Origin of the sequence: Pseudarthrobacter sp. fls2-241-R2A-168 (assembly GCF_030209335.1) — a bacterium.
Lineage (GTDB): Bacteria > Actinomycetota > Actinomycetes > Actinomycetales > Micrococcaceae > Arthrobacter.
The window spans coordinates 103,940-125,142 of sequence record NZ_JARVSG010000033.1; the positions used below are offsets into that span (position 1 = coordinate 103,940).

The window sequence follows — 21,203 nt, forward strand, 5'->3', positions numbered from 1 at the left end:
TGCTGTGCGGCTTGCGTGCTGGAGGGCTGTTATTCGGCGGTGCGCAGGGTCCGGCGCCGGACCCAGACGCCCAGGAGCAGGACCACTGCCACCATGAGCGGCGCGGAGTAGAGCAGCACGGGGTTCTCCCCGGAGGGGTCATACACCTCGGGCCGCGGCCAGGCGAGGTTGACCACCATCACCGCGCCGTAGAGGACGGCGAGGATGTTGACGGGAAGGCCCCAGCGGCCCAGGGAAAAGAGTCCGGCCGGAAGGGTCTGTCCCACCTGGTTCCAGTCGCCCCGAAGCCTGTTGAAGAGCTGGGGCACGGTGACCAGGAGGTAGGCGAGGTAGACCATCACGATGCAGACGCTGCAGAGGGTGGTGAACAGCGCCGCGTTGCCCACGTTGATGGCCAGGACGCCCACGGCCAGGGCGCCGATGACGATCGAGGGCCACATGGGCGTGCCGCGGGTGGGGTGGACGGAGGACAGCAGCACCGAGGCAGGGAGTTTGCCGTCGCGGGCCATGGAGAACACCAGGCGTGAACCCGCGGTCTGGATGGCCAGGGTGCAGACGAAGATGGCGATGGCTACGTCCACCAGCAGGACCTTGCCCCAGAAGGTACCCAGGACGGCGGTGAGGACGTAGGGCAGGCCTTCGGTGGCGAGCCGGCCGTCGTCGAGGCTGGGGGCTGCCATCAGGGCGGTGATGATCATCAGCGCGCCGCCGATTCCGGAGATGAGCAGGGCGGAAAGGATGGTGCGGGGAGCGGTCCGGCGCGGGTCCTTGGTTTCTTCGGAGAGTTCACCGGCGGAGTTGAAGCCCACCATCACATAGGCGGCCATCAGCCCGGAAACCAGGAAGGCTCCCACGGCACCAAGATCAGAATTCTGGAGCACCGTGGTGTCCGCAACAACGTCCGGTCCGCGCTGGGCGGCGCTGATCAGGGCCAGGATGACGGCGGCGACGCCCACGATCTCGCAGGTTACGCCCACCGAGTTCACGTGGGCCATCAGCTTGACGCCCAGGGAGTTGATGATGGTGGTGGCCACCAAAAGCACGGCGCCCAGGATCACTGCGTTGGCGGCTCCCGTCACGGTGTTCAAGGCGGAATCACCTCCCACCAATTGGAACCCGTCCCACAGCTGGGGCAGCACCACCTGAAGGGCGATGGCGGCGGCAGCCGCGGTGACCACCTGGGCGATGGCCATAAACCAGCCGGCGAACCAGCCCACGCCCTCGCCGCCCACCCGCCGGGCCCACTGATATACGGCGCCTGAGAGAGGGTAGCGGGCTGCGAGTTCCGCGAAGTTCAGGGCCACCAGAAGCTGGCCCACCAGCACTACCGGCCATGTCCAGAAGAAGGCCGGCCCCGCGAACGAGTAGCCGAAGGCGAAGAGCTGGAAGATGGTGGTGAGGATGGAGACGAAGGAAAAGCCGGCGGCAAAGGAAGCGTAGCGGCCGAGTTTCCGGTGGAGGGTGGGCTCATAGCCAAGGGACGTCAAATCTGCATCGTCCGCGTGGACGGTGGGAAGAACTGTTGAGGTCATCGGATTCTCCGGGGGCTGGAAAGGCGAGGGGGCCGGCGGTAATGCAGCCCTCGGCCGATGGCTGCGGAATACCGGTCACTTGATAGTTTTCCAGCGCGATGTCCCCAAACAGTTTCACCTCTGTAAAAGGCGCATTGACATCTTGTTTCCGTTGTATTTCCGTCCCCTCACCGCCCGTTCGGGCGCTCAAAGGGCACCCGGCATGATGCAAGAATGAGGCAGTGACCTCAGCCGGACCGGGACGCCCCCGCAGCCAACAGCCCTCCAGGCCAGGCGCCACCGCCCGTGAGGAAATCCTGGATGCGGCGGCTGAACTCTTCACCACCCAGGGCTTCGCCAACACCTCCACCCGCTCCATCGCCGATGCCGTGGGAATCAGGCAGTCCTCGCTCTACCACCACTTCAAAACCAAGGACGACATCCTCGAGGACCTCCTGGAGGGCACGGTCTCCGGCGGGCTCAAGTTCGCCCGGGCAGTGGCGGCCCTGGCACCCGCTGAAGTGCCGGCTGGGAGCCGCCTTCACGCCGTCGCCCTTTACGACGGGACGCAACTGTGCAGCGCACGCTGGAATCTCGGCGTCCTGTACCACCTGCCCGAGGCGCGCAGCGGCCGCTTTCAGCGGTTCCTGGCAGCGCGGCAGGAGCTGCGCACGTTGTACGGGGAGCTCGGCGCGGCCCTGTCCCCCGCCGGAACCTCGGCCCTGGCCGGCGCCAATCCCGGCGACCTGGCCTTCCGCCTGGTCGAATCGCTGATCAACCTCCGGGCGGACGGCCTCGCCACCTCCGGCTCTCCCCGGCAGGCCGCGGATGCCGCGCTCATCCTGTGCGGGCTGGCTGCTGAATTGCCGGCGATCCGGGAGCAGAGCGCGGAACTCATCAAACGCCTCGACTGATGTCAGCGCCGAGAGCCGGTGCAGTGTCCATGGTGCCCGCGTTCAGGTTGCTCGGCTAGGCTCGGAACATGACGCGTGAGAACATCAGGACCCCCGACGGCGGCACTCTGGAGCTCTTTTCCACCGGCACGGAACTCACTTCGGCCGGTTCAGGCGTGGTGGTTGTCCCGCCGTCCCTGGTGACGGCTGCGGACTACACCAAGTTCGCCCAGAAACTCAGCGCTGCCCTGGGCCGGCCGGTCCACACGTTCAACCGCCGCGGCCGGGGCTCGTCATCGCCCCAGCCGGAGGATTACACCCTGGACGTGGACATCCGCGACCTCGATACAGTGATGAAGCACACCTCCAGCACGGACGTCTTCGGACACAGCTTTGGCGGTGCCGTTGCACTGCATGCCGCACGGACGCTGCCCGTGGAACGGCTCGCCGTCTACGATCCCGCCGTCTCCGTGAACCACAGCGTCAAGGCGGACTGGACCGCCGAGTACGAGCGGGCCGTCGCGGCCGGCGATGACGACCGCGCCCTCGCCGTCCTGCAGCGCGGCCTCGAAGCCGGTGGCGCCTTCTCGTCGCGCATGCCGCTCTCCATGCTGACCCTGGCCAACAAGCTCACGGCGGGAACGTCAGAGGGCAAGCAGCAGCGCGAGCTTATGCGAACGGGCGTCCGGGAGATCAAGGCGATCATCGCCGCGGACATGCCGGCCGAGCCGTTCCTGGAACTGCCGCTGGAAACGCTGATTGTGGTGGGCGAAAAGAGCCCGGCCTACTTCGGGGTGGCGTGCGGCCAGATCCACGACGTGCTCTCCGGCTCCAGCTACACCATCCTGCCCGGCTTCGGCCACGACGGCGTCATCAAGGCCCCGGACAAGCTGATCAAGGAACTGGCGGACTTCTACGCCGGCTAGACCCTCAAGCGCTGGTTGAGCGTGCCGAAACCAGAGATTTCGACACGCTCAACCACCGCACCTAGTGCCCGCCGTGGCCCGCCCCGGCACCTTCGGTCTTGCGCATCATGGCGGAGAGTACGACGGCGGCAAAGGCGATGACGGTTGCCGTCAGGAAGGCGGCACTCATCCCGGCGACGAGGCCCGACGCCGCCGAGACCACGGCGAAGATGGACACCAGCAGGGCAGTACCGGCGGCACCGGCCACCTGCTGCGTGGTGCTCATGATCGCGGACCCGTGCGAATAGAGGTGCGGCGGAAGCGGGTTCAGGCCTGTGGTGAAGGCCGGCGTGAACAACAGCGCAAGTCCGAAGCTCAGCCCCACGTGCAAGGTGACAATCCACCAGACGGGCGTGCCGGCGTCGAGCATTGAAAACTGCCACAGCGCCACCACCATCAGGACTGAGCCGGTGACCGTGAGCGGCAGCGGGCCTACCTTGTCGAAGAGCCGGCCGATGACCGGACCCAGCAGGCCCATGGCCAGGCCACCGGGCAGCAGCGCGAGGCCGGTCTCGAGGGAGCCCAGTCCGCGGACTTCCTGCAGGTACAGGGGCAGCAGGATGACGCCGCCGAACAGTGCCATCATGGCCACCACCATCAGCAGGACTGAAACGGTGAACATACGGAAGTTGAACGCGCGCAGGTCCAGCAGCGGGGCGTCGCCCTTCTGCAGGCGCAGCTGGCGGAGGACAAAGACGGCGAGGCTGGCGACACCGATAACCAGAGCGGCGATGGCTGCAACACCCGGGCCCGCCTGTCCGCCGTGGCCGCCGCCGATTTGGCTGAGGCCGTAGACCAGGCCACCAAAGGCGGGAACGGTGAGGATGACCGAAAGGGCATCGAGCTTGGCCTTTTCCGTCTCACCGACGTTGGTCAGGTACTTGGCGCCGATGGCAAGGGCAGCGAGGGCCACCGGGAGGACGAACACGAACATAAAGCGCCAGGTGAAGTGTTCAAGGATGAGCCCTGAAACGGTGGGCCCCATCGCGGGCGCGACGGAAATGGCGATGCTGACGTTGCCCATTACCGCGCCGCGCTTGGCCATGGGGACCAGTGTGAGGATGGTGGTCATCAGCAGGGGCAGCATGATTGCGGTACCGCCGGCCTGGACAATGCGGGCCAGCAGCAGGACCTCAAAGCCGGGAGCCACTGCGGCAAGTGCCGTGCCACCGGCAAAAAGCCCCATCGCGAGCATAAATACCGCGCGGGTGGACAGGGTCTGCAGGATGAACCCCGTGGTGGGAATGACCACGGCCATGGTGAGCATAAAACCGGTGGAGAGCCACTGGACAGTGGGGGCATCAACCTGGAGGTCCACCATGAGCCGCTGCAGGGCGACGTTCATGATGGTCTCGTTGAGGATCACCACAAACGTCGCCACCAGCAGCGTGCTGATGACTGTTACCGATTCGCGGGACATCTTCTCCGGCGCGGCGGGCGTGGTTCCTTCAGTTTGGACGGACTTGCCGCTGGCGTTCGGAGAGACTTCGGTAGACATGGGTGTTCCCTCAGGGAGTTGTTTGAAAGGTGCGCGATCAGCGTCGCTGCAGACTCCAACACTCTACCGGCTGGAGTAATTCCTCCGCACGGTATTTTTTCTTTAACCCTGAGGGAACAAACGGTGTCCTAGGCCGTCTGGCCTGCGTGCTGGCCTTCGGAAATCTCCTCGACCAGTTTGCTGTTAAACGCCGGGAGATCATCCGGATTGCGGCTGGTAACCAAGCCCTGATCCACCACCACTTCCTCGTCGGTCCAGTTCGCACCGGCATTCTTCAGGTCCGTCTCGAGCGTGTGATACGAGGTGACGTTGCGGCCCCTGATGACGCCGGCGTCGATGAGCAGCCAGGGCCCGTGGCAGATGGAGGCTACCGGCTTGTGCTGTTCGAAGAAGCTTCTGGTGAAAGCCTGGGCGTCCTTGTCCACGCGGAGGTGATCGGCGTTAACAACGCCGCCGGGCAGGACCAGGGCATCAAAGTCCGAGGCGTTCGCCTCTGCCACCGTGAGGTCGACGTCGAACGTGTCGCCCTTTTCCGTGCCCTCGAAGCCCTGGAGCTTTCCGCTCTTTGGCGCCACCAGGGTGGGTTGGCCACCGGCATCCTTGACCGCCTGCCAGGGGCTGGTCAACTCAATCTGCTCCACGCCGTCCGTCAGCAGGAATGCCACCTTCTTGCCTGTGATGCTGTGTTCTGCCATTTTTCCTCCTCATGTGAAGCGGCCTGACGCGCGTCTTTGAGGGCGCGGACTACCGCTTCGAGAGTTGTTTGCCTGACAGCTTCCAGCGTAGGAAAAGGAGAAGTGATAAGCAAGCTGACTATATTTGCGTTTGTTCCGCGTAGGGGCAGGGAGGACCATTACGACGGCGGCCGGGCGCCGGCGTGCGACGGCGGGCGTCGCTATTTCGTTACCAGAGGTGCCAAACCGGGGCATGGACGAAGAATGTCAGGGCCTCCACTGAGGATGTCTTTATGAGGAGATTCGATGCGGGCGAAGGCATTGACGGGACGGTCGGGCCTGCAATTTCCAACGCGCCGGCATGCGCTCTTCAGAATCCATGCGCCCATCGGAATGTCAGTGCCTCGATGGATGATTCTTGTATGGGAAACGGCGCGGGTACGGCGGCAACGATGGAGGGCATTTACGCCTCCGTTGCCCGGCTCGATGCACTGTTCCTCGAAGATCAGCGGCTGGAAGCCGATGCCGGCGCCGCTGCTTGTGGCGGAGCTGTTGTGGATGTGCTGCAGCGTCGCTATGAGATCCGGCTCGAGCGCTTGGCGGTAACGAAGCAGCTCGAAGCCCAAATCGCCGCGGTGAAGGCCCGGGACGCCGCCGAAGCTATTGAAATCCAGCATGCGATGATCCCGCCGGAAGCGCCCGTCCACGAACGGACCTACGCCGAGATGTCCGCCGTCGAGGAAATCGCCGGGGTCCTGACCATCAGCTCCCCCGCCGCCGGAACACTCATCACCCAATCCCGCCAACTCGCCTCCCTGCCGCCGGCCATGGACGCCCTCACCGCCGGGGCCATCTCCTGGCAGCACGCCAAAATCATCGCCGACGAAACCGACAGCCTCAGCCCCACCGGCGCGGCCGCCCTCGTCGAGCACGTCTTGAACCCCAACCCGGGCCCGTGGAGCCGCCGCCGGCGAACTCGTCCCGTCGCGGTTCCGGACCCGGGTCCGTAGCTGGCGCGAACGCCACCACCCCGAATCCCTGGAGAAACGCCACACCAAGTGCGCCGCGGACCGGCGGATGGAATACACCCCGGACCGTGACGGCATGGCCTGGGTTTCCCTCTACGTCCCCGCAGATCAGGGCTCCGCCATCTGGAACCGGACCACCGCCATCGCCCGCGGACTCCAAGGCCCCAACGAACCCCGCACCATCACCCAACTCCGCCCCGACATCGCCGCCAACCTGCTCCTCCGCGCCGGCCCAACCCTCACCCACACCACCGCACCCAACACCAACGGAACCAGCACAACACAAAGCACCACAGGCGAAGGAAACGAGGGACAAGGCAACCCGGGTGAGGGCAACCCGGTAACCATCGAAGCCGGCGACCAGGACACGATCGGGCTGGCGTCGCTCACGCCGGCCGACATCAACGACGCCGCCGCCGGCACCGCCGAGGACGAGTCCAACGGCGGCAACGGGTACGCGGACCTCGGCATCGTCCCGGTCCCCAAGGCGGACGTCCTGGTCACCGTCCCGGTACTAGCCCTCTTCAACATCACGGACGAACCGGCAAACCTGGACGGCTACGGTCCGATCCCCGCATCGATGGCCAGAAAACTCCTCGCCAACGGTGCCACCTCCTTCTACCGGGTCCTCGTCGACCCACGGGACGGGGCACCGCTGGAAATCGGCCGCACCAGCTACCGGCTCACCAAAGCCATGAAAAAAGCCCTGCAAATCCGGGACGGCAAATGCACCTTCCCCGGCTGCAACAACCCCTCCCTGGACAACGAGGCAGACCACCTTCAAGCCTGGCAACACGGCGGACATACCGGGATCAGCAACCTGGCCCAACTCTGCCCAAAACACCACCGCCTCAAACACAACAGTGGCTGGGAACCCACCCCAGCCACTGGAACCGAACCACCCGGCTGGAACTCACCCACCGGCCGCCACTACAAAGCCGAACAACCCGACCACGAACCACCCCAATGGCCACCCGGGATTCTGCCGCGCGCACCGGGTACAGCCGGGCAGCTGCCGGGTGCAACGGCAATACCCAAGGTCCGGCCGATCGAAAAGAGCCAATTTGAAGCTGCCCTCGTAGCCTTGCTATCGGGCTGAGGTCGAGGGCAGAGGTTGCTTTGGGCTGCATTCGAACACTCGATGAATCTGCACCTGGTTCCGGTTTCGACGGGCCAACCTTCGCGGTGAGGTTTCAACCGGGCCACCAGGGCCTCAGGTGCACCACCAACAAACCCCAAGGGCTCAACTGACCGAGCTTCAGCGTCCCCAGAGAACGAACCGTGAAGGCCCGGTCAAGCGGGCGTCAGGGGGCGCAGACAACGAACCCGGCTCGACCAACCGGGCTTCGGACGCGGCCAACGAACCCAGTCAACCGGACGTGTGGGGCAGCCAACGAGCCCTCCCGCCCAACCAACCGGTCTTTACCGGTGGTGCTCGATCAGCCAGCCTGCCATTTGTTGGGCGCGCTTGGCTGCCTGCATGTCGCCCTCGGTGGCGGAGATGATGGAGCCCTTCATCAGGATGTGCCAAGACCTCGCGAATTCGTCCGGACGCTCCAGCCCGGCTTCTGCAGCCAACGCCTGCACGTGTCCCCGGATCTTCGCGAGGTAGTCGATGCTGGCCTGGCCCAGCGGGTGCGCCGGGCCCATCTCCAGCAGGACGTTGATGAAGGAGCAGGCCTCGAAGTCCTCCCGCAGGAACCAGTCTCCGAAGACGTCGAAAATGGCTAACAGTTGCTCGGTGGGTGTGCTTCCGCGGCGCCGGGCTTCGGAGACAATCGCCTCCACGGTCCACTGCTTGTCCCGCTGTTCGAGGAATGCCAAGACCAGGGCGTCCTTCGACGGGAAATGGCGATAGAACGTGGCCTTTGCCACCCCGGACCGTTCAACCAGTTCATTCACGCCGACATCCCGGACGCCTCGCCGGGAGAAAAGCTCATAAGCCACCGTCATGATCCTGGCCACGGACTTGGCGGCAGCACTCTCCGGGGCGGGCGGTTCAGCAGGCGCATGAACGGCCGCCGCAGGCTCGGCTGACAATGCCTGGTCAAGCGCATTGACTGCTGGATACTCCGCTTCTGGATTCATGACAATTCCAGTTTACCGCCGTGAGGGGAAGACAGACCGGTCTTTCCCGCTGTACTGTTCCCTTACGCGCAGTGCTTACTACGCCGCAGGGGCCAGCCCACCGGCCGCTCGGATTGGTGCAAGGAGGCTCCTATGTCAGCAGAGCGGATGTTCCAAAGCGTGCCCTCGGATCCCGATCCGTGGATGAGTGGCGACACTCCGGCCGAGATCCGCCAGTTCGCCATCGAGTCACTTCGATGGCAGGCCCAAGAGATCATCGACGAGATCCTCTGCAGCCACGAGCCGGGCGAGGAGCTCGCCAGGGCCAGGCTCCGCCGCTGCGTCGCCCGGAACCCGGGCCGTCCAGAACAGGCGCTCCTCGAACAGCTCTTGACCAGCCGCGGCCGGCCTGGAATCTAGCGCCGCCCTGGAATCTAGCGCAGACAAACCTCAGCAGGTACTGCGGCAAGCCAGACTGCGGCCCGGGAAGCTTCCGCCTGCGCAACAGGTTCAGGAAAGTACAAGCGCCAGCAGCTCAAGCAGGGGAATCCACTGGCGCTAGGAGCTCAGCGGCATATTGTCGATCAGCCGCACCGGCCCCACCTTGGCAGCGATGAGGGCCAAAGCCTCACCCCGGAACGGCGTCTCCCGGCAGTTCTCCGCCAAGGGCTCAAGCGTGTCAGGATCCACCACATCGAAGTAGTCCAACGCCACCAGGGGCTGCGACTCCACCATCGCCTGCGCAGACTCCAGGTCCAGCGGCTCCCGCGCTTTTGCCCGCTCCTCAAGCAGCCGCAGCGCCCGCGACAGCACCAGCGCAGCCTCGCGCTCGTCGTCGGACAGGAACCGGTTGCGGCTGGAGAGTGCCAGCCCGTCGGCCGACCGGACCGTGGGCACCCCCACGATCTCCACCGGAAAATTCAGGTCCGCCGCCATCCGCCGGACCAGCGCCAGCTGCTGCGCGTCCTTTTGGCCGAAGTAGGCGCGGTAGGCCGGCAGGCCGCCCGCCGGCGCCCCCTCGCTATTTGCCCCCTTACCAGCCGACAGCCCCGCCCCGGGGGTTCCGTAATGCAGCAGCTTGGCCACAACGGTCAGTGCGCCGTCAAAGTGGCCGGGCCGGGAAGCACCCTCCCACTTCTCCCCAAGCCTTCCGGACGTGATGCGCACCAGCGGCTCGCCGCCGGGATACACCTCCTCCACGGACGGCGCAAAAGCCAGGTCCACGCCCTGTGCTTCCAGCAACGCGAGGTCGGCATCCAGCGTCCGCGGATAACGGTCCAGGTCCGTGGCATCACCGAACTGCAGCGGATTGACGAAGATGGTGGCCACCACAACGTCGTTCTGCTCAACGGCGGTCCGGGCCAACGCGGCATGCCCCTCGTGGAGTGCGCCCATCGTTGGAACCAGGCCCTGGGACGTTCCGTTTTTCACGGTGAGTAGCCGGGCGCTCTGGGCGTGCAGATCAGCAACAGTTGTGACGAGTTTGATGGGCATCTTCAGTCTTCCTCCGGTTCCAGGGCCTCGCGCAGTTCCCCCAGCTGGTCGGGTTTCAGCAGCCCGCGTCCCTCGGCGCGGAGGGCTGTGGCGCGCGCCATCGCAAGGTAGGCGGCCAGCACGTCGCCCTGCCGCCCGCCGTCGAACTCCCGCAGGGCCTCCGCGTGGGCTTTCACGGTTCCCACATCGCCCCGCGCCACCGGCCCGGTCAGGGCGGACTCCCCCGACGCCAGTGCGTTCTCCAGGGTGGCCCGCAACAACGGACCCAGCATCCGCTCCGGCAATTCGACGCCGACATCGCGAAGCAGCTCGGAAGCCTGCGCAACCAGGGTCACCAAGTGGTTTGATCCGTGCGCCAGGGCTGCGTGATAGAGGGTCCGGTCGGCCTCGGCAATGGCCACCGGTTCTGCGCCCATTTCCACCACCAGCGCCTGCGCAATGGGCAGCATGGCGGCATCGGCGGTGACCCCGAACGTGCAGTCCAGCAGCCGGGTCAGGTCCAGGCTCATCCCGGTGAAAGTCATGGCAGGATGGAGCGCCAGCGGGACGGCGCCGGCTGCACGCACCGGACGCAGCACCCCCACCCCGAACCGGCCGGACGTGTGCGCAACCAGCTGGCCGGGCTGCCAGGCACCTAGTTTCGCCAATCCGTCAACCAGCCCGGGCAGGGCGTCGTCCGGCACGGCCAGCAGCACCAGCTCAGCCCGCTCCACGATTTCCTGGATTTCCAGGACGGGAACTCCGGGCAACAGCGTCTCCGCGCGTTCACGGCTCGCGTCCGAAACAGCGGAGACTCCGACGACGGCGTGTTCGGCTGCGCGCAGGGCTGCGCCGAGTACTGCGCCCACCTTGCCCGCACCGATGATTCCGACGCCGAGGCGCCCGGGCTTAGCCATGATGCTGGCCTTTCTGGGTTGGGATCGGGGTTTCAGCAGGCCCCTCCGCCGGCTGATGCTCACTTGCCAGCTCGGGCCCGGCGGCGGGCTTACCCGGAAGCCCCGCATCACCGAGCGGGGTGCCAGGGGCCACCTGGGCCAGCCACTGTTCAGTAGTCTGCCGCTTCCGGGCCAGCCGCGCCCGGGCGGACTGGGCGTCAAAAAGCGCGAGTGCCTGCTCCTCACCTGCCTGCCGCAACCGCGGCGTAACCGGCCCAACGGTGGTGTGCAATACCAGATCAGCCACGCGGAACCGGCGCGCCAGCGGGCCCTGATGCAGTGCCAGGGACTGGGTCCGCTGGTGCGGCACCATCACAAGTTCACGCCACCAGCGGCCGGACCGGATCAGCAGTGCGGTGTCCGTGGCGGCAAAACCGTTCCGGCGCCAGCCCAGCGGCGCAAGCAGGCGGGCCCTGCGCGGCGTGGTGACGAACCCGCCCTCGGAATCCATGCCATGGAGCCCTGCGCCGAAGACGGCGGCAGGATCCGGCGTGCCTGGATCCGGAAGTACAAGCGCAAGGATCGCCATCACGTCCTCCAGCCGGCCCACCGGCAGGAGCGTAGTCCGGGCGGAGCCCTCGGCAGCGTTCTCGACGCCGCCGTACCCGGCCACGTTGACCTGGATCCGGTACCAGCCGAGCGCCCGCCACAACGGAGGCTGGCCGACTTTCAGCGTCTGGATCCGGCCCGGCGGAAGCGTCTGGGCCTGGGTGTCCAGCAGCCCGTAGCGGAGGCGGATGCCGTCCGGCGAGATGGCCGCTGTGAAGTTGTAGCCCTTGTTGAACAGGTTCCAGTAGCTTGCCGCCAGGCCCAGGGCCGCCGGAATCAGGTAAAAGTAGAAACCGCGGTTGTCAGTGACGGCGGAAAGAACAACGGACGCCACCCCGCCCAGCAGCACAAAGACGCTTTGCTCACTGAGCAGCAGGGAACCGATAAGGCGCGACGGCGGCACTGCCAGTACCGGATATTCCGGCGCCTCGGGTGCCGGCGCGTCGGGGCGGGAGGGGTCCACGGCCACACCCGCGGCGCGCGCCAGGATGGTGGCGCGGAGCTGGCGGGCTTCGTCCATGGTGAGGTAGGCAAGGCGTACGGCGGATTCCCCCGCGTCGGCCACCTCGAATTTGAGCTCGGCCAGGCCGAAGATCCGCGCCAGCAGGGGCTGCTCAATGTCGATGGCCTGCACCCGGTCCAGCCGTGCCTGGCGCTGCTGCCGGAAAATGAAGCCGGTATTCACCCGGACGTAGCCTCCGGACACCTGGTATTTGGTGAAGTACCAGGTGAGGATGAAACCCAGCACCGCGATGGCCAGCATGATGCCGCCGCCGGCCAGCAGCCAGGGCGCCCGGCCGGCGAACTCGTCCTCCAGGATCGGCCGTCCCTGGAGCGCCCGCTCAAAAACGTCCCGGCCGAAAAAGAAGCCGATGGCAGCCAGGGCCACCCAGCCACGCACAAAAGGCGACGCCGGGTGCACCCGCAGCCATTCGGCGTCGGCTGTGCTGGCTGGCGCACCTTGGGGTTCCGCGCCTACGGTGGCGGGGGCAACGCGGGGAGCAGCAGGGTCGGTATTGGCCGGGGCGGGGGCTGTACTGGGGGCGCCGGGCTCGGGACGCGGTCCCTCTGCCGTCACAGTCCAGCCAGCCTGGCTTCGCCCCGCGCCGCGAGCTGTTCACGGAGCCGTGCCCCTTCGGCCGCGGGCAGCCCGGGGATGTGTGCGCGGGTCCCCGGCGAGGCGGTGTGAAGTTTCAGGGTGCACAGGCCCAGCCCGCGCTCAACCGGCCCCACGCCGATGTCCACGTATTGCATGCGGCCGTAGGGGACGGCCATGGTGCGCTGGAAAAAGATCCCGGTCCTGATGAGGAGGTCGTCATCGCGTTCCGCGTAGCCGATGGCGCGGACCTGCCGCGGGATCAGCACAAGCCTCCACAGCGCAAGGACCAGCGCCACGGCGGGCACGGTGACGGCAAGCCACAGCGGCGGCCACGTCCACACACCAAGCAGCACAAACAGCAGGGGCAGGGACAGCAGGAGCACAGTGATGAGGTTCGCCAGCGCCCACTCCACCAGCCGGACGGTGACGTACTTTGGTGATACGCGCTGCCAGCTGATTCCCGGCGGGTCAATCGCCCCGGTATGCATATTCGCCTTCCCCTGTGGCTTCGCCGCGTACCGATCGGCCCGTCTTACCGTCTGTGCCGTTGGTATCGCCATCCTCCGGCGGAATCTTGCAGAACCGCTCCACAAGGAAGCCAACCACGATCATCACCAGTCCGCCGCCCGCCATCGCCAGCGCCAGCCAGGTAATGCCCTGGTTGCTGCGCAGGCTCCAGATCCGCAGCTGGTCAAGGAAGATTCCCACGTGCCAGCCCAGCAGGACCGTCCCCGCATAAGCGCAGGCCTGCGCGAGCACCAGCGTCCGGGCCGCGAGGAGCGGATCGAGCAGTGTCTTTTTCTTGGAGCTGTTGGGTTTGTTGCTGTTGCGCCACCGCAGGATCCGGATGCCAAGGATCAGGGTGATGGCCACAATCACGCCCATAGTGGCCAGCGCGGTGGCCGGCAGGACGGGAGTGGCCATGCCGTAGCGGCTGGTCACCACCGTGGCCGACCAGCCCGCCACCGCCAGGATGACGCAGATCAGCATCAGGCGCAGCGGATTGAGGGGTTTCATCGCTCCTCCACAGCTCCTGCCGTGGGCAGGCCGTCGAAGTCGCCGAAGCCGTCGAACAGGGCAAGGTCGCCGAAGTCATCAGCCCGGGCGGCAAGGACGCTGATGCGTTCACCGTTCAGCGTGGCTGCGGGCTCGATCAGGGACCAGGGGTACAGGACGAAGGCGCGGCTTGCCGCACGCGGATGCGGCAGGGTGAGGACAGGGTCATCGCTGCGCAGGTCGCCGTACGTAATGATGTCGACGTCGAGCGTCCGCGGCCCCCAGCGCACCTCCCGAACGCGGTGGTGTTTGTTTTCCACTGACTGGCAGTGTTCCAGCAGCTCCTCCGGGGTGAGGCTGGTTTCGACGGTGATGACCATGTTCAGGAAGTCCGGCTGGTTCGGCGGACCACCCACGGCTTTGGTCTGCACAATGGGCGAAACCGCGAGGAGGCGGACCTCGGGCGGATCCACCAGGTCCGCGACGGCTTCGGTCAGGGTCTCGTTGCGTTCACCAAGGTTGCTGCCCAGGGCTAGCACCGCCTTGGAATACCCGGAGTTCATGCGGCTTCCCCCTGCGCTGGTCTCTCCCGGTAGACGCTGACCGCCACGTCGCCGAAGGGAACCTCGATGGGTGCCTGCGGTTTATGCACGGTGATGTCCACGGCGGCAAGCCGGAATTCGCTGAGCAGGCTGTCCGCGATCCGCACGGCAAGCGCCTCGATCAGGTTCAGCGGTTCGCCGGAAATCCATTCAGTAATACGCTGCGCAACCTCGCCGTAGTGCGCGGTGTCCCGGACGTCGTCCGATTCCGCGGCCTTGGCGAAGTCCAGGTGGAGCACCGCGTCCACCACAAACGGCTGGCCTTCACGTCGTTCAAAATCAAAGACTCCGTGATGGCCGACGGCAGTGACACCGGTCAGCGTAATCCTGTCCATGGCTGGGCCTACTGGCTGGTTCTTGGGGCGGCCATGCGCGCGGCAACCTTCACGGCGTCCAGGCTGGGGCCGACGTCGTGCACGCGCACTGCCCAGGCACCCCGGTAGGCGCTGATGGCGGTGATAGCTGCGGTGGCGTCATCGCGTTCCTGCGGCGCGGCGGTCTTGCCGGCAACGGTCAGGAGCGTGCCGAGGAACCGCTTGCGGGACGCACCCACCAGGACCTTGTGGCCCAGGCTGTCCAACTGGTCCACGTTCTGCAGCAGTTCCCAGTTCTGGGCATCGTTCTTGGCGAACCCCAGGCCCGGATCGATGATGATCTGCTCCGGGCGGACGCCCGCGGCATAAAGCTTGTCCCGGACTCCTGCCAGTTCGGCCACCACTTCAGCGGCCACGTCCTTGTACTCCGCGAGGGAGTTCATGGTGCGGGCGTCGCCGCGGCGGTGCGTGAGGATGTACGGGGCCTTGGAGGATGCCGCGAGCTCAGCCATTTCGGGTTCCATGGTGAGCCCGGAGACGTCATTGATGATGGCAGCTCCGGCGTTGAGTGCGGCGGCGGCAGTGGAGGCGTGGATGGTGTCGATGCTGACCAGGGCGCCGGCCTTGACCAGAGCCTCGATCACGGGAATCACGCGCCGCTGTTCTTCCTCGGGGCTGACGTCTTCCGCGCCGGGGCGTGTGGATTCGCCGCCGACGTCGATGATGTCCGCTCCCGCGTAGAACATGCGCAGTCCGGCGGCGATGGCGGAATCGGCCGTGCCGTGCTGGCCGCCGTCGCTGAAGGAGTCCGGCGTAACGTTCACAATGCCCATGACGAGCGTGCGGTCTGTGGGCAGGTCTTCGAAGCGGGCTGCCGGGCGCGGTTTGCGCAGGACGGGCAAGGGTGAGGTTGCGGGGCCGGTTCCCGGCGCTGCAGCGAGTGAATCCATGGTGTGTTGATTACCTTCCGAGGATGAGGCTCATGGCTTCGGCGCGGGTGGCCGGGTCATGAAGCTGCCCGCGGACCGCACTGGTGACGGTCTTTGCTCCGGGCTTGCGGATACCGCGCATGGACATGCACATGTGTTCGCATTCAACAACGACGATGGCGCCACGCGGCTTGAGGTGGCGGACCATCGCTTCAACGATCTCCGTGGTGAGGCGCTCCTGCACCTGGGGACGGCGGGCGTAGATATCCACGAGCCGGGCCAGCTTGCTCAGCCCGGTGACCTTGCCCTCATGCGAGGGGATGTAGCCCACGTGGGCCACACCGTGGAACGGCACCAGGTGGTGCTCGCAGGTGGAGTAGAACGGGATGTCCTTGACCAGCACCAGTTCTTCATGGTCCAGGTCGAAGGTGGTGGACAGGACGTCGGCGGGGTCGTGGTGCAGCCCGGCAAACACCTCGGCATAAGCCTTGGCCACCCGCTTCGGGGTGTCCACGAGGCCGCCGCGGTCCGGGTCTTCCCCGATAGCAAGGAGAATCTCGCGGACGGCAGCCTCAATGCGCGGCCGGTCCACCTTCTGGTGCTTTGAATGGTGGGCGCCGCCCTCCGCCGGATAGCCGGCGGAGGCGGGAACGTCGTCGTCGTCGAAGTGGGTCACGTAAGAAAGCTTAGCCGCGAAGGGCGTCAGGCCCCGAGTCGGGGATGCCTCCCTGGAACGGGGCGTCTTCCGGAACACCCTGCGGATGCGGCGGCTGGGCGTCCAGCGGCTCGTCCAGGCGGGCCTGCTTGGCTTCCTCCTGGGCTTCGCGCTCAGCCTGCTCCCGGCGGGACTCCACCGGACCGGCCTTCTGTACCGGACGGGTCTCCTTGGACAGCCACACCTCGCGGAAGTCGCGCTTGCGGATGTCACGGAAGATGTCGGCGATTTCAGCCTGGTTCAGCGTTTCGCGTTCCAGCAGCTCGAGGGCCAGGCGGTCCAGGACGTCCCGGTTCTCGGTGAGGATGGCGTAGGCCTCGTCATGGGCCTGGTCGATCAGCCGGCGCACTTCCTCATCCACCACGTAGGCGATCTGGTCCGAGTAGTTGCGCTCGTGGCCGGCGTCGCGGCCCAGGAACGGCTCGCCGCCGCCCTGGCCCAGCCGGACGGCGCCGACGCGTTCGCTCATGCCGTACTCGGTGACCATCTTCCGGGCGGTGCCGGTGGCTTTCTCGATGTCGTTCGAGGCGCCGGTGGAGGGATCGTGAAAGACGATTTCCTCCGCCACGCGGCCACCCATGGCGTAGGCCATCTGGTCCAGGAGCTCGTTGCGGGTCACGGAGTACTTGTCGTTGTCCGGGACCACCATGGTGTAGCCGAGGGCACGGCCGCGGGGAAGGATGGTGATCTTGGTGACCGGGGCAGAGTTCCGCAGCGCTGCCGCCACCAGGGCGTGGCCGCCCTCGTGGTAGGCGGTGATCTTGCGCTCGTGCTCCTTCATGACGCGGCTGCGCTTCTGCGGGCCGGCCATCACACGGTCGATGGCCTCGTCCAGGGCGCGGTCATCGATCAGGTTTGCATTGGAGCGGGCAGTCAGCAGTGCCGCCTCGTTCAGGACGTTGGCGAGGTCCGCACCGGTGTAGCCAGGCGTTTTCTTGGCAACGGCCTTGAGGTCCACAGCGGGCGCCATAGGCTTGCCCTTTGCGTGCACCTGGAGGATCTGGTCGCGGCCGATCATGTCCGGTGCTTCCACGCCGATCTGGCGGTCGAAACGGCCCGGCCGCAGCAGCGCGGGGTCCAGGACGTCCGGGCGGTTGGTCGCGGCGATGAGGATGACGTTGGTCTTGACGTCGAAGCCGTCCATCTCCACCAGCAACTGGTTGAGGGTCTGCTCGCGTTCGTCGTTGCCGCCGCCAATGCCGGCACCGCGGTGGCGTCCGACAGCGTCGATCTCGTCCACGAAGATGATGGCGGGCGAGTTGGCCTTGGCCTGTTCGAAGAGGTCGCGGACGCGGGAGGCACCCACGCCAACGAACATTTCCACGAAGTCCGAGCCGGAGATGGAGAAGAAGGGGACGCCGGCCTCACCGGCGACGGCGCGGGCCAGGAGGGTCTTACCTGTACCCGGAGGGCCGTACAGCAGCACGCCCTTGGGGATCTTGGCGCCAACAGCCTGGAATTTCGCGGGTTCCTGCAGGAACTCCTTGATTTCCTGCAGTTCCTCCACAGCTTCGTCGGAGCCGGCCACGTCAGCGAACGTCACCTGCGGCATGTCCTTGCTGACCATCTTGGCCTTGGACTTGCCGAACTGCATGATCTTGGACCCGCCGCCCTGCATCCGGGTCATCAGGAACCAGAACAGGGCACCAAGCAGGATGACCGGGATCAGCAGCGAGAGCAGGCCCGAGAACCAGTTGCTTTCGATCGGCTGGTCCGTGAAGCCCTCGGCCGGCTTTGCATCAGTGACTGCTTTAACCACGTCCTGGGCGCGCGCATCCACAAAGAAGAACTGGACGCTCTTGCCCTTGTCCTGCCCCTCCAGCTGGAGGTTATCCTTCAGCACCAGGTCAACACGGTTTTCGCCGTCGAAGATCTTTGCCTGCTCCACCTTGTCGCCGGAGAGCAGTTCCAGGCCCTTATCTGTGTCGATCCGGGCTGCACCGCCGGGAGCGAGCGTTGCAAAGGCCACCAGGAGCATCCCGATCACAACGACGATCCAGATGCCCGGGCCCTTGAAGAAGTTCTTAGCTTTCATCTGTTCGGGGCCTGGCCCCGTCCCTCCTGGTAGTGCTGCACGGCGAGTACTCTGCGCGCGTGATGGTGCTGCGTCAGCTTCTAGCTATACACCGTCCGGAGTAGATCACGCATGGTGTGGGGCAAAAGTTCCCTGTGGGCGTACTGGCGCCACGAGGCCTCCGGACAGGAGCATAGGGCCTAAATCCGGGGCGCGGCCACGGAGCCGCGGGCCACCAGGGGGCAGTTGAGGAGCACCGGTTCGGGGACGGCAGCCCCGAACTGCGGCGCCCCCTCCACCGTGTCGATCAACCGTTCCGCGGCCCACGCACCCATTTCGTAGTGCGGCAGCGCGACGGTGGTAAGCCCGGGGTGCAGGTTGGCGGCGATCAGTTCCTGGTCGTCAAAGCCCACCACGGACAGGTCCGCGGGGATGGACAGGCCCAGCTCGGCGGCTGCCCGGTAGGCTCCCATAGCCATCCGGTCGTTGTAGCAGAACAAGGCCGACGGCGGGTTGCCACCTTGGAGGATCCGGCGGGCTGCGTCGTAGCCGCCCTGTGCATCGGAGGAGGCTGACTGCACGGGTGCGGCGCCGCCGTCGAGCCCGGCCCGGTTCAGGGTTTCGCGGAAGCCGCGGAGCCGCCCGCGGGTAGAGGGCACGTCCTCGGTGTTGTTGATGAAGCCGACGCGGACGTGCCCTGCGGCGAGCAGTGTTTCGACGGCGGTACCAGCCCCGCCGTATTCGTCCGGGACTACGGAGGTGAATGGCTCGCCGGTGCTGACTGCATCAACGAGGACCGCCGGCACCTTGCCCAGGTTGGGCGGAGCGTCCACGGTCCGGTGGTACATCGTGGCGTAGAGGATGCCGTCCACCTGCCGCTCAAGGAGCGCCTCCACGTCCGCTTCCCGGGATGCCGGGCCGGCGGAGCCAGAGGTGTTGATGACCATCAGGGTGTACCCGCGGGCGCGGGCAGCATCATCGGCCCCCAGCAGGATGCGGCCGGCGTGCGGAGTGGTGGCGATGTCCTCGCTGACCAGGCCCAGCATTCCGGTCCGTTTACTCCGCAGTGCCTGCGCCAGGCGGTTCGGCCCGTAGCCCAGCTGCGTGGCTGCGGACCGGACCTTGTCCCGCGTTTCGGCGCTGACCCGGGCGTAGGCAACATCGTTCAGGACATGGGAGACCGTGGTGACAGACACTCCCGCGGCCAGCGCCACGTCCTTGATGCCGATGTTTTTACGCAAGGCCCGGGCGGCTCAGCCTACTCGTAAACGTGCGGGGCGAGGGTTCCCACGAAGTCCAGGTTGCGGTACTTCTCGGCGTAGTCCAGGCCGTAGCCCACCACGAATTCGTTCGGGATGTCGTACCCGACGTACTTGACGTCGATCTCCACCTTGGCAGCGGTGGGCTTGCGGAAAGCGGTGCAGATTTCCACTGAAGCGGTGCCGCGGGATTCCAGGTTGGTCTTCAGCCAGGAGAGCGTGAGGCCGGAGTCGATGATGTCCTCGACGATCAGCACGTCCTTGCCCATCAGGTCCGTGTCCAGGTCCTTCAGGATGCGGACGACTCCTGAGGACTGGGTGCCGGAGCCGTAGGAGGAGACAGCCATCCAGTCCATGGAGATGTGGCTGTGGAGTGCGCGTGCCAAGTCAGCCATTACCATCACGGCACCCTTGAGGACGCCCACCAGGAGGATCTCGCGGCCCTCGTAGTCCTTGTCGATCTGCGCAGCGAGCTCGGTGATCCGCTGCTGGATCTGCTCCTTGGTGTAGAGAACGTGCTTGAGGTCTGCCTGGACGTCGTTTGAATCCACCAATGGCTCCTGTGTAGATGCGGGGGTGCGACTATTTTGCGGGCGGTTTTTGAGGCCGGAATACTAGCTTCCCACAGCGTGCGCCTCCGCGGGGAACGGAGCCGGGGCTGCCCTGGGCCGCCGGAACGCCGGCATCCTTCGATCCCTCCCGCTGCGCCAGCGACAACCTGTAGACGCTCACGCCGCCGGGCAGCTCCACCGGGCCGGCCGAACCCTGCCGCCGCAGCAGCGCTTCCGCGGCCAAAAGGCGCTGGTAGCTGGGCTGCTGCCCGCCGACGTCGGCCGCTGCCTTGGCGATGACGCGGAACCTGATGGCGGGAGCCAGGCCGCGCAAGGCGTCCTCCGGAAGACTGAGTTCGAGGCCGTTCCGCTCCACGAGCGAGGCGAAGGTGCTTTCCGCCACATCCTCCAGGTAGTCGGCGTCCAGCTGCAGGATGGAGGCCGTCCGGGCCAGGGATTCAGCGACGCCGGGCCCCAGCTTTTCCTCAAGGTGAGGGAGCACTTCCACACGGGTTCGCGAACGGGCGAAGGCCGGATCCGAGTTGCTGGGATCGTGCCAGGGGTCCAGTTCCTCGACCGCGCAGATTTCCTCCGTGTCCGCCCGGCGGAGTCCCAGGAAGGGCCGCAGCAGCTTGCCGCGGACAGGCCTCATCCCGGCCAGCGACCGGGTGCCCGAACCCCGGGCCAGGCCCAGGAGCACCTGTTCGGCCTGGTCGTCCAGCGTGTGTCCCAGCAGGATGGCATCCGCACCTTGGTCCTGGGCGGCTGCTTCGAGCGCAGCGTGCCGGGCTTCGCGTGCGGCGGCTTCCGGGCCGAGTCCCGTCCCGTCCACGGTCACGGTCCGAATGTCCACGGGGGCAAGGCCCAGTTCCTGCAGGACGCGGGCTGTTTCGGCCGCCACGTGGGCGGAGCCTTCCTGCAACTGGTGGTCCACCACCACGGCACCCACCGTGACAGAGTGGCCGCCGACGTGGCCGCGGCGGGCGAAGTAAGCGGCCACTGCTGCCAGGGCGAGGGAGTCCGGTCCCCCGCTGCAGGCCACCAGGAGGTGCCGGGGGTAGCCGGCCTGGGCCAGGGCGTCCTGGAGCATCTTGCGTGCGGTGCCGACGA

Annotated in this window: 20 protein-coding genes and 1 pseudogene; 4 read left to right on the plus strand and 17 right to left on the minus strand. The window is 66.4% G+C overall.

Annotated features, from left to right (window positions below; genetic code table 11):
• Positions 1–29 precede the first annotated feature (29 nt).
• On the minus strand, positions 30–1,532 hold the full coding sequence (locus QRN11_RS16585; RefSeq protein ID WP_285313675.1) for an amino acid permease: 1,503 nt from the start codon (positions 1,530–1,532) through the stop codon (positions 30–32).
• 221 nt (positions 1,533–1,753) lie between these two features.
• Here QRN11_RS16585 and QRN11_RS16590 point away from each other — a divergent pair, with 221 nt between their 5' ends.
• Positions 1,754–2,425, plus strand: coding sequence for a TetR/AcrR family transcriptional regulator (locus tag QRN11_RS16590; protein WP_285313676.1), 672 nt, complete (start codon positions 1,754–1,756; stop codon positions 2,423–2,425).
• 68 nt (positions 2,426–2,493) lie between these two features.
• Complete coding sequence (locus QRN11_RS16595; protein WP_285313677.1) at positions 2,494–3,330, plus strand: alpha/beta fold hydrolase; 837 nt, start codon at positions 2,494–2,496, stop codon at positions 3,328–3,330.
• Between the two features lie 61 nt (positions 3,331–3,391).
• Here QRN11_RS16595 and QRN11_RS16600 read toward each other — a convergent pair whose 3' ends face one another.
• Positions 3,392–4,867 (minus strand): DHA2 family efflux MFS transporter permease subunit, encoded by a 1,476-nt coding sequence (locus QRN11_RS16600; protein WP_285313678.1) that lies wholly within the window; start codon positions 4,865–4,867, stop codon positions 3,392–3,394.
• A gap of 128 nt (positions 4,868–4,995) precedes the next feature.
• Positions 4,996–5,562: a type 1 glutamine amidotransferase domain-containing protein gene (locus QRN11_RS16605; RefSeq protein ID WP_142057129.1), complete on the minus strand. Its 567-nt coding sequence runs from the start codon at positions 5,560–5,562 to the stop codon at positions 4,996–4,998.
• 431 nt (positions 5,563–5,993) lie between these two features.
• On the opposite strand from QRN11_RS16605, the pseudogene QRN11_RS22565 reads away from it, so the two are divergent.
• A pseudogene (locus QRN11_RS22565) lies at positions 5,994–7,668 on the plus strand (HNH endonuclease signature motif containing protein).
• A 323-nt stretch (positions 7,669–7,991) separates the two neighbouring features.
• On the opposite strand, the gene QRN11_RS16620 reads toward QRN11_RS22565, so the two are convergent.
• Positions 7,992–8,522: a TetR/AcrR family transcriptional regulator gene (locus QRN11_RS16620; protein ID WP_285313768.1), complete on the minus strand. Its 531-nt coding sequence runs from the start codon at positions 8,520–8,522 to the stop codon at positions 7,992–7,994.
• A gap of 267 nt (positions 8,523–8,789) precedes the next feature.
• Here QRN11_RS16620 and QRN11_RS16625 point away from each other — a divergent pair, with 267 nt between their 5' ends.
• Positions 8,790–9,056 (plus strand): hypothetical protein, encoded by a 267-nt coding sequence (locus QRN11_RS16625; RefSeq protein WP_285313680.1) that lies wholly within the window; start codon positions 8,790–8,792, stop codon positions 9,054–9,056.
• Positions 9,057–9,194: 138 nt separating this feature from the next.
• Here QRN11_RS16625 and QRN11_RS16630 read toward each other — a convergent pair whose 3' ends face one another.
• The 13 genes from QRN11_RS16630 to tilS all read right to left on the minus strand — a co-directional run bounded on the left by QRN11_RS16630 (position 9,195) and on the right by tilS (position 21,183).
• Entirely contained in the window at positions 9,195–10,130 is a 936-nt protein-coding gene (locus QRN11_RS16630; protein WP_285313681.1) for a 4-phosphopantoate--beta-alanine ligase, read from the minus strand.
• A gap of 2 nt (positions 10,131–10,132) precedes the next feature.
• Positions 10,133–11,026 carry a Rossmann-like and DUF2520 domain-containing protein gene (locus QRN11_RS16635; protein WP_285313682.1) on the minus strand — a complete coding sequence of 298 codons (894 nt, stop codon included), beginning with the start codon at positions 11,024–11,026 and terminating at the stop codon, positions 10,133–10,135.
• Positions 11,019–12,692 carry a PH domain-containing protein gene (locus tag QRN11_RS16640; RefSeq protein WP_502935044.1) on the minus strand — a complete coding sequence of 558 codons (1,674 nt, stop codon included), beginning with the start codon at positions 12,690–12,692 and terminating at the stop codon, positions 11,019–11,021. The genes QRN11_RS16635 and QRN11_RS16640 overlap by 8 nt, the downstream gene beginning before the upstream one ends.
• A complete protein-coding gene (locus QRN11_RS16645) occupies positions 12,689–13,201 on the minus strand; it encodes a PH domain-containing protein (RefSeq protein WP_285313683.1) in 513 nt (170 codons plus the stop codon). Before QRN11_RS16645 ends, QRN11_RS16640 begins: the two co-directional genes overlap by 4 nt.
• Positions 13,182–13,730, minus strand: a complete 549-nt coding sequence (locus QRN11_RS16650) for a DUF3180 domain-containing protein (protein ID WP_142065023.1) — start codon at positions 13,728–13,730, stop codon at positions 13,182–13,184. The genes QRN11_RS16645 and QRN11_RS16650 overlap by 20 nt, the downstream gene beginning before the upstream one ends.
• The gene (gene folK, locus QRN11_RS16655; protein ID WP_285313684.1) at positions 13,727–14,272 is read right to left on the minus strand and encodes a 2-amino-4-hydroxy-6-hydroxymethyldihydropteridine diphosphokinase; all 546 of its coding nucleotides are present in this window, start codon (positions 14,270–14,272) and stop codon (positions 13,727–13,729) included. Before folK ends, QRN11_RS16650 begins: the two co-directional genes overlap by 4 nt.
• Positions 14,269–14,646 (minus strand): dihydroneopterin aldolase, encoded by a 378-nt coding sequence (gene folB / locus QRN11_RS16660; RefSeq protein WP_285313685.1) that lies wholly within the window; start codon positions 14,644–14,646, stop codon positions 14,269–14,271. The genes folK and folB overlap by 4 nt, the downstream gene beginning before the upstream one ends.
• A gap of 8 nt (positions 14,647–14,654) precedes the next feature.
• On the minus strand, positions 14,655–15,575 hold the full coding sequence (gene folP / locus QRN11_RS16665) for a dihydropteroate synthase (protein WP_285313686.1): 921 nt from the start codon (positions 15,573–15,575) through the stop codon (positions 14,655–14,657).
• A 10-nt stretch (positions 15,576–15,585) separates the two neighbouring features.
• The gene (gene folE / locus QRN11_RS16670; protein ID WP_050056741.1) at positions 15,586–16,230 is read right to left on the minus strand and encodes a GTP cyclohydrolase I FolE; all 645 of its coding nucleotides are present in this window, start codon (positions 16,228–16,230) and stop codon (positions 15,586–15,588) included.
• A gap of 10 nt (positions 16,231–16,240) precedes the next feature.
• Entirely contained in the window at positions 16,241–18,304 is a 2,064-nt protein-coding gene (ftsH, locus tag QRN11_RS16675) for an ATP-dependent zinc metalloprotease FtsH (RefSeq protein WP_091420316.1), read from the minus strand.
• 179 nt (positions 18,305–18,483) lie between these two features.
• Entirely contained in the window at positions 18,484–19,524 is a 1,041-nt protein-coding gene (locus QRN11_RS16680; RefSeq protein ID WP_285313687.1) for a LacI family DNA-binding transcriptional regulator, read from the minus strand.
• A gap of 17 nt (positions 19,525–19,541) precedes the next feature.
• Entirely contained in the window at positions 19,542–20,093 is a 552-nt protein-coding gene (hpt, locus tag QRN11_RS16685) for a hypoxanthine phosphoribosyltransferase (protein WP_018770260.1), read from the minus strand.
• Positions 20,094–20,124: 31 nt separating this feature from the next.
• Positions 20,125–21,183 (minus strand): tRNA lysidine(34) synthetase TilS, encoded by a 1,059-nt coding sequence (gene tilS, locus QRN11_RS16690; RefSeq protein ID WP_285313688.1) that lies wholly within the window; start codon positions 21,181–21,183, stop codon positions 20,125–20,127.
• Between the last annotated feature and the right edge of the window lie 20 nt (positions 21,184–21,203).

Bases quoted from the DNA above. Each gene is read 5' to 3' on its own strand.
- QRN11_RS16625 (WP_285313680.1), top strand. From the start codon at position 8,790: ATGTCAGCAGAGCGGATGTTCCAAAGCGTGCCCTCGGATCCCGATCCG.
- QRN11_RS16585 (WP_285313675.1), bottom strand. From the start codon at position 1,532: ATGACCTCAACAGTTCTTCCCACCGTCCACGCGGACGATGCAGATTTG.
- QRN11_RS16595 (WP_285313677.1), top strand. From the start codon at position 2,494: ATGACGCGTGAGAACATCAGGACCCCCGACGGCGGCACTCTGGAGCTC.
- tilS (WP_285313688.1), bottom strand. From the start codon at position 21,183: ATGCTCCAGGACGCCCTGGCCCAGGCCGGCTACCCCCGGCACCTCCTG.
- QRN11_RS16605 (WP_142057129.1), bottom strand. From the start codon at position 5,562: ATGGCAGAACACAGCATCACAGGCAAGAAGGTGGCATTCCTGCTGACG.
- QRN11_RS16645 (WP_285313683.1), bottom strand. From the start codon at position 13,201: ATGCATACCGGGGCGATTGACCCGCCGGGAATCAGCTGGCAGCGCGTA.
- QRN11_RS16630 (WP_285313681.1), bottom strand. From the start codon at position 10,130: ATGCCCATCAAACTCGTCACAACTGTTGCTGATCTGCACGCCCAGAGC.
- QRN11_RS16635 (WP_285313682.1), bottom strand. From the start codon at position 11,026: ATGGCTAAGCCCGGGCGCCTCGGCGTCGGAATCATCGGTGCGGGCAAG.
- folP (WP_285313686.1), bottom strand. From the start codon at position 15,575: ATGGATTCACTCGCTGCAGCGCCGGGAACCGGCCCCGCAACCTCACCC.
- folK (WP_285313684.1), bottom strand. From the start codon at position 14,272: ATGAACTCCGGGTATTCCAAGGCGGTGCTAGCCCTGGGCAGCAACCTT.
- folB (WP_285313685.1), bottom strand. From the start codon at position 14,646: ATGGACAGGATTACGCTGACCGGTGTCACTGCCGTCGGCCATCACGGA.
- QRN11_RS16600 (WP_285313678.1), bottom strand. From the start codon at position 4,867: ATGTCTACCGAAGTCTCTCCGAACGCCAGCGGCAAGTCCGTCCAAACT.
- ftsH (WP_091420316.1), bottom strand. From the start codon at position 18,304: ATGAAAGCTAAGAACTTCTTCAAGGGCCCGGGCATCTGGATCGTCGTT.
- QRN11_RS16620 (WP_285313768.1), bottom strand. From the start codon at position 8,522: ATGACGGTGGCTTATGAGCTTTTCTCCCGGCGAGGCGTCCGGGATGTC.
- QRN11_RS16650 (WP_142065023.1), bottom strand. From the start codon at position 13,730: ATGAAACCCCTCAATCCGCTGCGCCTGATGCTGATCTGCGTCATCCTG.